Genomic DNA, 12,552 nt, shown 5'->3' on the forward strand with positions numbered 1-12,552 from the left:
GCTCAGGGCGAACGGCCTGCTGGGATAGCCTCTAAGAACCTAAAGAAGAGTTCACAGTGAAAAAAGTAGCGCTGATCACCGGGACGACGGGGCAGGACGGGGCCTATCTGGCGGAATTTCTGCTGGAGAAAGGCTACGAGGTGCACGGGCTCAAACGCCGGGCGTCCCTCTTCAACACCGACCGGGTCGATCATTTGTACCAGGACCCGCACGTCGAGGACCGCCGTTTCATCCTCCACTACGGCGATCTGACCGATGCGACCAATCTGATCCGCGTCGTGCAACAGGTCCAGCCCGACGAGATCTATAACCTCGGCGCGCAAAGCCATGTCCAGGTATCGTTCGAAACTCCGGCCTACACCGCCGACACCGACGCTCTCGGATCGCTGAGGCTATTGGAGGCGATTCGCATTCTGGGGCTGGAGAAGAAGACGAGGTTCTACCAGGCTTCAACGTCCGAACTCTACGGCAAGGTTCAAGAGATCCCCCAGACCGAAACCACACCGTTTTATCCTCGCTCGCCCTACGCCGTGGCCAAGCTCTACGCCTACTGGATCACGGTGAACTACCGCGAGGCGTATGGGCTTTACGCCTGCAACGGCATCCTCTTTAACCACGAGTCGCCGTTGCGGGGCGAAACCTTCGTCAGCCGCAAGATCACCCGTGGTCTGTGCCGGATCAAGCTGGGCCTCCAGGACTGCCTTTACCTCGGCAACCTGGATGCGAAGCGCGACTGGGGGCACGCCAGGGACTACGTCGAAATGCAATGGCTGATGCTGCAACAGGACGCGCCCGACGACTACGTCATCGCGACCGGCGTCCAGTACAGCGTGCGCGAGTTCGTGACCCTTGCCGCTGGGGAACTTGGGATCGAGCTCCACTGGGAAGGGACGGGCCTTGCCGAGCGGGGATACGATGCCGCTACCCGCCGATGCATCGTCGCGGTGGACCCCCGCTATTTCCGTCCGACCGAAGTCGACACCCTGCTGGGCGACCCTAGCAAGGCGCGGGCGAAGCTCGGCTGGGCCCCACGCATCAGTTTTCAGAGCCTGGTCAAGGAAATGGTCGAAGAGGATCTGAAAGCGGCGGAGCGCGACGCCCTGTGCCATCAAGCCGGCTACCGGGTGTTCGACTACCATGAATAAAGACGCCAAGATCTACGTCGCCGGCCATCGCGGTCTGGTCGGCTCGGCCCTGGTCCGTAGTCTCGAACGGCAGGGATATACCCATATCCTGACGCGGACCCGAGAAGCGCTCGATCTCACCGATCATGCGGAGGTGAAGCGCTTTTTCGAAACGGAGCGGCCCGAAATCGTCCTCGATGCGGCCGCCAAAGTCGGCGGCATCCGGGCCAACGACACCTACCCGGCGGACTTTATCCGCGACAACCTGTTGATCCAAACCCATTTGATCGACTGCGCCTATCGGAGCGGTGCGAAAAAGTTCGTCTTTCTCGGCTCCTCCTGCATTTACCCCAAACACGCGCCGCAGCCTTTGAAGGAAGACTATCTGCTGACGGGTCCCTTGGAGCCGACCAACGAATGGTACGCGGTGGCCAAGATCGCCGGCATCAAGCTGTGCCAGGCGTACCGGCGCCAATACGGCTTCGACGCCATTGCCCTGATGCCGACCAATCTCTACGGACCGGGCGACAATTTCAGCCTGGAAAACTCGCATGTGTTGCCGGCCCTCATCCGCAAGTTCCACGACGCCAAGGTGGCGTGGGCGAAATCGGTGACCGTCTGGGGCACGGGCACGCCGCGGCGGGAATTCCTGCACGTGGATGACCTGGCCGATGCCGCGGTGTTTCTGATGGAGACTTACTCGGACGAAGCCATCATCAATATCGGTGTGGGCGAAGACCTCAGCATTCGCGAGTTGGCCGAGATGATCCGGAAAGTCGTAGGTTTCGAGGGCGACTTGGTGTTCGATCCGCAAAAACCGGACGGCACGCCGCGAAAGTTGCTGGACGTGTCGAGGCTCCACGCCCTCGGGTGGCGGGCGCGGATCAACCTAGAGGAGGGGATCCGGGCGACACATGAATGGTATCAATCGAATTGTCATCGAGTGGCCAGATAAGTGAACTGCGAAGGAAGGGAGCGATATTCAACCTTGTCCATCGCGGAAGGTTCCCATGAACACAGGGGAGTCTTGGCGTCTCGGGTGAATCCACCGTCCAAGGCATACTGCTTCGTGGTATTTTTGACGTCATCGCTAATTTATGCCGCATGCCAATGGGGAGTATTGATCGTTCTTGCTCGAGCAGGTCACCCCGCGCAAGTTGGGACGTTCTCATATGCTCTCGCGTTTTCAGCGCCGGTCGTGATGTTTTCACGTCTGAATATGCGGACGGCGCTTGCAACAGATCGAAACGCGAGATTTACCTTCGAACAATATTTTTGGACGAGATTGACTTTGGTGTGCGCCTCTTTGCCGTTTCTACTTGCGCTGAGCGCAGCAAGAGGACACGACATCGAGCTATGGACCGCTATTGCGGGCGTCGCGCTTTTCAAGTCGATAGAGTCGATTTCCGACATACTGCAAGGGCGATTGCATCAGAAATCCCTGATTCGTCGTATCGGATTGGGAACGTCCCTGAGAGGGGTGACTTTGTTCGTCGTCATCTCTGTCGCAGCGATGATGAGCCCAACGATAATTCCTGGAGTCGCGGCAGTAAGTGTTGCTTGGCTATTGATACTCGTGCTGATCGAATGGCCGCGAACATTTCAAAAACGCCAACGCAATGTTGTTTCAGCGAGACCAAGCCTTGCGATGATAAAGATGATGCTGCCCAGCGGGTTCGTAATGCTTTTGGCGTCGTTGTCTATCAACGTTCCCACCTATGTCATCGAAAGTCGGCTCGGCATTTCCGCCGTCGGTTTCTACGGCGTGGTGGCGCAGTTCTTGGCGGCAGGTGGACTGATTATGACGGCGCTTGCGCAAGCAAGTACGACCGAAATAACCGCCGCGTATCACTCCGGGCGGAATGCATACCTAAACGCGATTGGTAGAAATGTCGCAATCTCGGCTGCGCTTGGCGTAACGGTCGTTCTGTTCGCCGACCTGTTTGGTGAGCCGCTACTTTGGATTCTTTATGGTCAGGAGTACGAACACTTATCCGAGTTGCTCGTGTTGATCGCGATTGCTATGGCTTTCGGATTCCTGGCCAGTACCTTTGGCCTATGTATTACCGTTGCCAGGCGCTTTTCACTGGAGATGCTTGCGCAAGGAGTTTCATGCGCTGCGGTTGCCACCGTTGCATATTTGTGGGTGCCTGTGCTCGGGGTAGATGGCGGCGGATGGGCACTGGTGGCTGGCGCAGTCGTCAGGGTCGTCTTGTTTATAGCGATTGTGATTTATGACATCAAGTGCGGAATGCGACTCGCAATCAATGTGCGGGATAAAGGATGAAGATTGTTCATGTCATTGGCGCTCTCGTTGCGGGCGGCGCCGAGAAGTTTGTCGGCAGCCTCGCTATCGAGATAGCACTAAAGGGAATCGATGTTGAGGTGTGGGTGCTTTCTGCTCGGACGGACCCTGCTGGAGAGAAATTGTATGAAATGCTTCGCGCGTCGGATGTAACGGTTAGGCATGGGCCGCTGAAAAGAGTGACTGCACGAACCGTATATTGGTTCGGTAGGCAGTTGTGGAAGTGCAGGCCGAACGTATTGCATCTCCACACACCGAACACCGAGCTGACATATGGTCTAGCAAGGTTGTTTGCGCCTAGTTGCCGGTACTTGTTTCGAACCATACACAACACGAATCCGGAAAGGAGACTGCTATACAGGTGGCCATACCTCTTCAATCGAGTCCACGCGTCGATTGCATGCGGAAACGCGGCAGCCGAAGCTCATAAGGCGCATATTTCCGGCGGGATGACTGTCATCGAGAACGGTGTGAAATTCACATGGGATAGCAAAACTAGCGAACGGACGCTGGCCGCTAAAGCGCGCTTGGGGTTAAGTAGAGACAAGGTCCAGTTCTTGTCTATCGGCCGGATGAATGCAGACAGACCGGAGCACTTGGAAAAGGGATTTGATTTGCTGCTTGAAGCATGGCGGACATCGTTTTTGCCAGCGAGCGGCGCGGTGCTCAATATTTGCGGCGATGGAAATCAGGTCGCGAAGCTGAAGCAAATGGCCGCATCGAGCAGTGGGGTCGCGTTCCACGGGATAGTCGACAATGTCCATGAGTGGCTGATGGCTTGCGATGTCTTCGTGATGCCAAGTCGACGGGAGGGACTTCCGATTGCGGGCATTGAGGCTGCCGGGACAGGCATTCGCTGTGTGTTCTCGGATATTGCTCCACTGAAGGAACTGAATGTCCCATGCGCCATTCTCGCTTCCGCGAATGACTCTGCCTCCCTTCGCCGTGCATTGGAACAGGCTTTTAGCGAAGCTCTAGAACTGGCTGTAATCCCCAGCGACGCTATACGAGAACGATACGGAATTGAGCGGGCGGCTACGGAATATATCAAGTGTTATACCGATGCGATTGACGCCGCCTACGAGTTCCGGACAAGCCGTCAATGAGATGTCTACGCTGTACGTATATCGATGATATGAGGCTTGAGTGAAAAGAGTATCACCTGGAGTTGTTCGGGCAGCACTCATTACGCTGTCTGGCTTTGTCCTGTTGTATTTGACGGCGCAGCTTGTTCTCTTTGATGCGCAATCGGATGCGTGGACCGTACAAGTCGCCGTTCTGTCTATGATTCTTATTATTGGACAATTCGGGTTACTGCGCCTTTATTTTGGAACGATATATCTGTTTTCAAACATATTTGTTATTTCCATCGCGGTTTTCCATCTGGGGTATGTCGTACTGGACGCAACGGGTTGGCAACCGATCGAAGCCTTTCACAAGGGAGATATGGCGATCTGGTATCAGAGCGCCGGATGGTACATTTGTCTGGCCATAGCATCGTTTCTACTCGGAGCAGCCATCGGACTTCGCAAGAGAGGTTTGTATCAGGATTCGCCTCTCCAGATAAAACACAATATGCAGAGGATGTTCGCTATGGGAAATGGTGTTCTTTTGGCCAGTCTGTTCGGCATCGTGTTGTTGATTAATACGGTTGGCAACATATTCCTTTATTCCCGACAGCAACTCTATGCCGGGATTGGTGATATGAGGGGGCTCGGTTTGGTATTGGCTATATTGCCGACTGGCTTGATTATGCTTGCGTGCTGCGCCACGACAAGAATGGAAAGAACTTGGGCTTATGCGTGCGCGTTTCTTGCCACCGTCTTGATATTATTCCTGGGGGAGCGATCGTATGTGATGTTTCCGCTTCTTACTGGTGCCGTAATTTGGCACAAGCTTGGCCGCAAAATTCCCAAGGTAGTCGCTGCCGTCGGTATTGCAGTAGCTGTTTTTGTTATTCCCGTTATCAGCATACTTAGATCCTTGGGGCCGTACGCGGAGCTTGAGAGCAGGCACCTGCGGGATGCGGTCGAACACGGAAACGTCAAGAGTGCGGTAATGGAGGTTGGCGGGGTTTTAACTCTTGTTGGTAACGTCATTCGTTGGGTACCTGAAGAAGAGCCATATAGAGTTGGCGAAACGTACGCGAAAGCCATGCTGGAAATCGTTCCAAACGTCGGCCTGTCCAACTCGCGGTCGACTCGGGCCGAGGCGAAAAAAATGCTCGGTGGTATGACGATTGACCCTCGCTCGTTGAGGCCAGCGGATTGGTATATTTTCAAGATAAATCGGTGGATGTTCGAGCATGGTGGTGGTTCCGGATTCAGTATTATTGCCGAGGCATATATGAATTTTGGCCTGGCAGGTGTGGTATTCGTATTCATTATGCTTGGTATTCTTTTAATGAAATTGGACCTAAAAGACCTCCGTTACGATTATATTGCGTTATTCTGCGCAATCGTGTTTATCTGGCCGCTTCTAAAGACCGTCCGAAATGATATTCTCAGTTTTGTGAAGCCGGTAAGTTTGTGCCTCTGGACAGTATTGATCTGGCAATTATTTTCATATTTTCTCCCGAGTACCAGAAGACATATGACAGTCGCGCGTCAGCCATGAGAATTCTTCACGTGGTGGGCTCATTGGAGCCACAACAAGGCGGGCCGTCGGTAAGTGTTCCGAGTCTTGCGGCAGCACAGGCCATGGAAGGTCACGACGTAACTCTGGCAACTCAAGAGATGTCAACTCTGGCGCGGAAAACGGTGTTGTCATCGATTGAGGGCGTCGAGGGAGTCACGCTGCTGTCGCTTAAGAAGAAGCCTGCTGTGTTCGATCTATTCATGCGTGGAGGCTGGTCGGATCCGCTGGTGTCGAACGTTCGAATGGCCGACTTCCTACATTTGCACGGCGTTTGGGATCCTTTGTTGTTACGGGCGGCGAGGGTTGCTAGAAAGTTCGGCGTGCCCTACGCCGTTGCGCCGCGCGGAATGTTGGATCCATGGAGTCTCCGGCAAAAGCGGATAAAGAAGTCGATTGCTTTAGAACTGCTGGTTCGGAAGATGTTAGACGGAGCGGCTTTCATTCACGCGTTGAACGACGACGAGAGAGCATTGATGGCGCCGATCGGATTAAAGACAAGAGTTGAAGTGTTACCGAATGGCGTATTCCCGAGTCGCATTCGGACCGACGCAGAGGCAAACGGCGGCCCCATATCCCTGATAGGAAAAAAGAAATATGTGCTCTTTCTTGGCAGACTGCATTACAAGAAAGGCGTGGACGTGTTGTTGGAGGCATTTGGCACGCTTAGGCATCGCAATGTGGAACTCGCATTGGTTTTGGCGGGGCCGAATCAGGGAGTCGACAGCCAGATTGACGAGATAGCGCGAAGATTTGGAATTTCCGAAAGAGTGTTTAGAGTCGGTCCGCTCTATGGACAGGCGAAGCTACAGTGGATGGCATCCGCCCTGTGTTTCTGTCTGCCAAGTAGGCAAGAGGGATTTAGTATGGCCGTACTTGAAGCGATGGCTGTTGGCGTGCCGGTCGTGATTACTCCGGAGTGTCACTTTAGCGAAGTGGAGGACGTCGGCGCTGGACGAGTTGTGCCACTTGATGCCAATCAGATAGCTGACGCTATTTTGGAATTTGCGGCAAATGCAGAACGACGCGCTCGGGCTGGGGCAGCGGCACGAACTCTTGCGAATACGAAATACCAATGGCCTACGATTGCCAGACATAGTCTCAGACTCTACACCAACCCGCTCGGGAACGGGGCATAGACATCAAGGTCGAGTATCTCCATACCGCAAGCGGACTTGGACAAGCGCTAAGAAATATTGACGTCCACGAGGACGTTTCTTTTAGGGAGGCATAAACAGTTGCGTCGATTACTGTGCTGCATGCTTATTTATTCGGCATTCTGGCAGGGATCCGAGGCCGGAGTTAAGTACGTGGCGCCAGGCGGAGACGCTGCGTGGCCAGACTGCACAGCGGCTGACAAGCCATGTTCTAAGACTACAGCAGCGAATCGAGCGGTAGCTGGAGATTTGGTTGTCTTTCTTCCGGGCAGATACCAAGGTGGACTTCGGATTAGGAACGGCGGCACTTGTCAATCCGCCAGCGACGATGACACGAGAAAAATCGTATTCCAAGCTGCGGATTCGGATGCGGTTGTTCTCGATGGCAGCCTTCCTGCTGATCGAAAGATAAACATCTTAATCGCTGGAAATTGCATCGCCATTCGAAATTTTGTAGTAAAGGTGCCGGATATTGCTGGGTCAACAGTTGCGATCCTAAACCTTGGGCGAGACAACGAAATCGCCTACAACCATATCGCTTATGACGGAAATCTGGTTCCCACATCAGGATTCGCGCACGCCGATGGAATTGTCTTGAGAAACAGAGCATGGGTACACGAAAACAGAATTCATAGCGTGACTGTCGGTGTATCGCTAGTTGGCCATGGAACGGGGGCCGGGCACCGATCTGTGGTCGAGGGAAACGTTGTGTTTGATGTGAATAAAGGCGATTTGGAGGATGCGGATTGCTTCAAGGCCGTCAAAAACACGACAAACGGGGATTTTTTCGGGGCCATTATCCGCGGCAATGAATGCTACGGATGGCATGACGATGGCTTCGATGGACTGGACACTAGAAATCTTGAAGTGTCAGACAATTTCTTCCACGACCCGGATCCTTTTGCAGATCACCCCACCTGTATCAAGCCTGGCTATTATTCGGTCAATCAAACCATAATCGGCAATAGATGCTTAGGACTCCCGCGAAAAGGCGGACAGCGATACTGTATCGACGCACAAGGAACCCAAAGCTCGATATTCGAAGGGAACTATTGCGACGGCGGAACCTACGGGATATATCTGCAGAGAGGGGCAGGACGTGGAAATAACAATAGATTTATCCGGAATACGATAATCAACGCATTCGAAGCCGCGTTTTTTCTCGCGCAAGGAGGTGTTAAGGGCACTATCCTCCGGGATAACACGTTTAGTGGCACGGTTCGGGACATGCTTATCACGTCGGGAGGCACGGTGACCGGAAGCGGCAATCGATTCCTTAATGATAAGAATAACAAGGGGTTTGGAAAATACCTAGGCGGTCAAAATGATAGCAAGGGGCCATTATAAGAATAAGCTTCGAGTATTCTGCGTTTAAGGTGGATTTTATTTCGGATCAGAGCCGGAGATCACGGCTCGCGAATTCTATATGAACGAGTGCAGTATCCGAAAAAAAAATGAAATAAGAATATTAGATTGCAAAAATATGCTATAGAGCGCAGTTCATAGCCACGCATGAACTTCGGTCAATCGTGGGCCAAAAAGGAGAGTGAGTTGTCGGTTATAGCCTTTTCGATAGGTTCCATAATCGCAGTTAATTTGAAGGGTATATCGGAATTAATGGCATTTAGAAGCTAATATATTCGTGGGAATTATCTTCGTCCGATACCGCAAAAGTATCCTTCACCAAAATTATTGTTCAGGCAGCTAACTCGGAATCATGTTTTGAATGGATTTCCAATTTTTTGCTGTGGATAAATTACTTGCACTGATCAATACTTCCTCAAAATCGCCCTTTAATTGCCGAAGCAATAATTTCGCCATATTCGTCAATGTCTAGTTCCGTTGACTTATCTGAATGTCCCAGCCCACATTCGCTTAAAAACCGCATGTTGCGAGTGCTTTGGGGATGGGTATGGTTGTTGTTATACCGGCCTAGCCCAAGGTTATGTCACGCTTGGCGGCGGATGTTGTTGAGACTTTTCGGGTCTCGCATCGGCAAAGGGGTTCACGTGTATCCCTCTTCAAGAGTTTGGGCGCCGTGGAATTTGGTTATGGAAGATCATAGTTGTTTGGCCGATAGCGTCGATTGTTATTGCGTGGCTCCAATCTGTATTGGCGCCCATTCCACAGTGAGCCAATACTGCTATCTCTGCAGCGCGAGCCACGATTACACGCGTGCCAATATGCCTCTGACTACCGCGCCCATATCGATCGGGACCGGGGTCTGGGTGGCGGCGGATGTGTTCGTTGGGCCGGGTGTGGCCATCGGAGATGGAGCGATTGTCGGAGTCCGGTCAACGGTGTTGAGGGACGTGGAGCCGTGGACGGTAGTGGCTGGGACTCCAGCCCGAAAAATTAAAGACAGAGTGCTACACCAATGATTGGCCCATTATGAGTGTTTCCATCTTAGTCCTAACGCTGAACGAAGAAGCGAATTTGCCGGGCTGCCTCGAATCTGTCGCCTGGGCGGACGACATTGTCGTACTCGACTCCTTCAGCACCGACCGCACGGTTGAACTGGCGGAGTCACTCGGCGCCACGGTCGTCCAGCGTCGATTCGACAATTGGGCATCCCATCAGAATTGGGCAATGGAAAATATCCAGTTCAAGCATCCTTGGGTTTTCTACATCGATGCGGATGAACGGATGACGCCGGAGCTTCGCAAGGAATTGGAGGAAATTTCGAGCGATCCGGATAGAAGAGAAGTGGCGTTTTATTGCGGGCGCAAAAACTTTTTCATGGGAAAGTGGATTAGGCATGCGATGCCGCCGGGTCTCATCATGCGCTTTTTCAGACCCGACAAAATCCGGTTTGAGCGTTTAGTCAATCCGACCCCGGTCGTCGATGGCGAGCATGGCTATTTGAAGAATTACTTCGAGCACTACAACTTCAGCAAGGGCATCACGGAGTGGATCGAGAAACATAATAAGTATTCGACGATGGAGGCCATGGAGGGGATCAAGCTCCTCAAAGGCGAGTTGGCGGATCAACCGTCCTTGTTTTCGAAGGACAAATCCTTGCGTCGAAAGGCGCTGAAAAATCTCTCTTTCAAGATGCCGTTCCGCCCAACGCTCAAGTTCGCTTATATGTATATCTTCGGTCGGGGTTTCTTGGACGGCGCGCCTGGGTTTGCCTACTGTCTGCTTCAGGCTTTCTACGAATATATGATCGTGTTGAAGATGCGCGAGATTCTTCGGCGCGAAAAGGGATTGCCAATCTGATGAAAATTATCTTCGTAAACCGCTATTTCTACCCCGATCACTCGGCAACCAGCCAAATGCTGAGCGATCTAGCGTTCGACCTGGCGTGCGAGGGTTATCCAGTGAACGTCGTCACCAGCCGCCAGCTTTACGACCGGCCTACTGCCGAACTGGCCAAGGCGGAGGATATACGCGGCGTTCGCATCTTTCGGATTTGGACCACGCGGTTCGGTCGGGCCGGATTGCTCGGCCGGGCTTTGGATTATGCGAGTTTTTATCTGTCCGCATTTTGGGTGTTGTTGCGGTTGACGGCCAAGGGCGATGTGATTGTCGCCAAGACCGATCCGCCGCTGATATCGGTGATCTGTGGGCTGGTCGCGGTCCTTCGGGGCGCTGCTTTGGTGAACTGGATTCAGGATCTGTTCCCCGAGGTGGCGACGGAACTCGATATGAAAGCGATCGGTCCGGCCATGCCTTTGGCCCGGAGCCTACGGAACTGGTCTTTGCGTAGAGCGGCCTGCAATGTGGTTCTGGGCGAGTTGATGGCGCAAAAGCTCTCGGAACAGAGGGTCGATGCGGAGAGTGTTCGGGTGATCCCGAATTGGGCGGACGGCGACCATATCAAGCCTTTGGCGCCGGAAGACAATGAATTGCGCCGGGAATGGGGTCTCGAAGATAAGTTCGTCGTGGGTTACTCCGGAAATTTCGGGCGGGCACACGAGTTTTTTACCATCCTTCGAGCGGCGGAGATCCTTCGGGACCGGGATGCGAGCGTGGTGTTCCTATTTATCGGCGGCGGCGCGCAGCGCGTTGCGCTGGAGCAATGGATCGAAGCGCACGACTTAACGAACGTGTTGTTTCGGCCGTACCAACCAAAAGAAAAACTCGGACTCAGCTTGAGCGTTCCCGACGCGCATCTCGTTTGTCTCAAACCCGGTCTCGAAGGTTTGATCGTCCCGAGCAAGTTCTACGGTATCGCGGCGGCCGGACGGCCGACGCTGTTCGTGGGCCACCCGGACGGCGAAATCCCGAGAGTCTTGAATGCGGTGAATTGCGGGTACGCCGTTTCCGCCGGAGATCCGGAGGGATTGATTCGGCATATAAAGGCCTTGAAGTCCGATCCGGATGCTTGCCGGCAAATGGGGCTGAGAGCACGGACCGAGTTCGAGCGGCGATTCAGTCGCCCGCGGGCCGTCGCGGCCTGGAAGGACCTGCTGGATTCCTTCGGGCCGGTAAAAGTGGCCGAGAGTTCGGATTCGAGCTATTCACGGACCTTTTGACTGTTTCGGGTAATGAATTTGAGGACGGTTCGGTGTTTTGAATCGGTGTCGGTTGCCGCTCGTGCATCAACATCGTTCGTTGCAAGGCATGTCGCCTGGTTCGCAGTGATGTCGGTGTTTGCCATTGCATTGCTGCTTGGCAGCCGTGCGGGCGATTTTTTGGCTAACGAGTCGAATAATCTTCGGCAGGCCGATTTGCTCGTGGTCCTGGGCGGCGGGTGGGAAGCCCGTACGACGATGGGCGGAGCGTTGATGCGCGACGGGTGGGCTCAGCGTGTTCTTCTCACCGGAATGCCGAAAGCGCACGATCGGAATGGGGAACCGTCGAACGATCCGAGATATAGCTATCTCCGGTCGTTGGGAGTGTCGAGTGAAACAATTCTGCTGGACAGTTCCGCCAAAAGCACATGGGAAGAAGCGCACGTTATAAGGGATTTGGTTAAGAAAAACGGCTGGAGCAGCGTCCTTATCGTTTCCGACCCGCCACATTTCCGGCGGCTCGGATGGGTTTGCGAGCGGGTATTGGGTGTCTCGAATATCGATTATCGTTTGATCGCGAGCCGGCCGCGTTGGTGGAATCCAAGTCTGTGGTGGGAAAACAAAATCTCGGCTTCCTTTGTACTTAAAGAATTCATAAAGCTTTTTTATTACCGCGTTAAGTATGTTTGAGTTTAGATATCTTGGGTAATAGGAGGCTATTCCAGTTGACCCTAGAAACCCTTCGACTTTGCTCAGGACAGGCCCTTCGACAAGCTCAGGGCGAACGGCCTATTGGACCAGTGCCGTTAAGGTAAGCTGCCATGCCACGTAGGGAAGGTCCCGCGACTAAAGCGATGTTTGCGCCTTGCGCT

Annotated in this window: 11 protein-coding genes; all 11 read left to right on the top strand. The window is 53.5% G+C overall.

What is annotated here, in order from left to right; all coding sequences use genetic code 11:
- The first annotated feature begins 56 nt into the window (after positions 1–56).
- The gene (gmd, locus tag ABJK70_RS00260; RefSeq protein ID WP_077731879.1) at positions 57–1,145 is read left to right on the top strand and encodes a GDP-mannose 4,6-dehydratase; all 1,089 of its coding nucleotides are present in this window, start codon (positions 57–59) and stop codon (positions 1,143–1,145) included.
- Positions 1,138–2,079, top strand: a complete 942-nt coding sequence (locus ABJK70_RS00265; protein WP_347257231.1) for a GDP-L-fucose synthase — start codon at positions 1,138–1,140, stop codon at positions 2,077–2,079. The genes gmd and ABJK70_RS00265 overlap by 8 nt, the downstream gene beginning before the upstream one ends.
- A gap of 246 nt (positions 2,080–2,325) precedes the next feature.
- Complete coding sequence (locus ABJK70_RS00270) at positions 2,326–3,411, top strand: hypothetical protein (RefSeq protein WP_347257232.1); 1,086 nt, start codon at positions 2,326–2,328, stop codon at positions 3,409–3,411.
- Complete coding sequence (locus ABJK70_RS00275; protein WP_347257233.1) at positions 3,408–4,535, top strand: glycosyltransferase family 4 protein; 1,128 nt, start codon at positions 3,408–3,410, stop codon at positions 4,533–4,535. The genes ABJK70_RS00270 and ABJK70_RS00275 overlap by 4 nt, the downstream gene beginning before the upstream one ends.
- Before the next feature lie 40 nt (positions 4,536–4,575).
- Positions 4,576–6,045 carry an O-antigen polysaccharide polymerase Wzy gene (gene wzy / locus ABJK70_RS00280; RefSeq protein ID WP_347257234.1) on the top strand — a complete coding sequence of 490 codons (1,470 nt, stop codon included), beginning with the start codon at positions 4,576–4,578 and terminating at the stop codon, positions 6,043–6,045.
- Complete coding sequence (locus tag ABJK70_RS00285; RefSeq protein WP_347257235.1) at positions 6,042–7,202, top strand: glycosyltransferase; 1,161 nt, start codon at positions 6,042–6,044, stop codon at positions 7,200–7,202. The genes wzy and ABJK70_RS00285 overlap by 4 nt, the downstream gene beginning before the upstream one ends.
- 267 nt (positions 7,203–7,469) lie before the next feature.
- A complete protein-coding gene (locus tag ABJK70_RS00290; protein ID WP_347257236.1) occupies positions 7,470–8,567 on the top strand; it encodes a right-handed parallel beta-helix repeat-containing protein in 1,098 nt (365 codons plus the stop codon).
- A gap of 482 nt (positions 8,568–9,049) precedes the next feature.
- Entirely contained in the window at positions 9,050–9,601 is a 552-nt protein-coding gene (locus ABJK70_RS00295; RefSeq protein ID WP_347257237.1) for a putative colanic acid biosynthesis acetyltransferase, read from the top strand.
- Between the two features lie 10 nt (positions 9,602–9,611).
- Positions 9,612–10,442 carry a glycosyltransferase family 2 protein gene (locus ABJK70_RS00300; RefSeq protein WP_347257238.1) on the top strand — a complete coding sequence of 277 codons (831 nt, stop codon included), beginning with the start codon at positions 9,612–9,614 and terminating at the stop codon, positions 10,440–10,442.
- Positions 10,442–11,701, top strand: a complete 1,260-nt coding sequence (locus ABJK70_RS00305; RefSeq protein WP_347257239.1) for a glycosyltransferase family 4 protein — start codon at positions 10,442–10,444, stop codon at positions 11,699–11,701. Before ABJK70_RS00300 ends, ABJK70_RS00305 begins: the two co-directional genes overlap by 1 nt.
- Positions 11,702–11,815: 114 nt before the next feature.
- Positions 11,816–12,370: a YdcF family protein gene (locus tag ABJK70_RS00310; RefSeq protein ID WP_347257240.1), complete on the top strand. Its 555-nt coding sequence runs from the start codon at positions 11,816–11,818 to the stop codon at positions 12,368–12,370.
- The last annotated feature ends 182 nt before the right edge of the window (positions 12,371–12,552 follow it).

This window comes from Methylocaldum sp. (assembly GCF_039794385.1).
Classification (GTDB): Bacteria; Pseudomonadota; Gammaproteobacteria; order Methylococcales; family Methylococcaceae; genus Methylocaldum.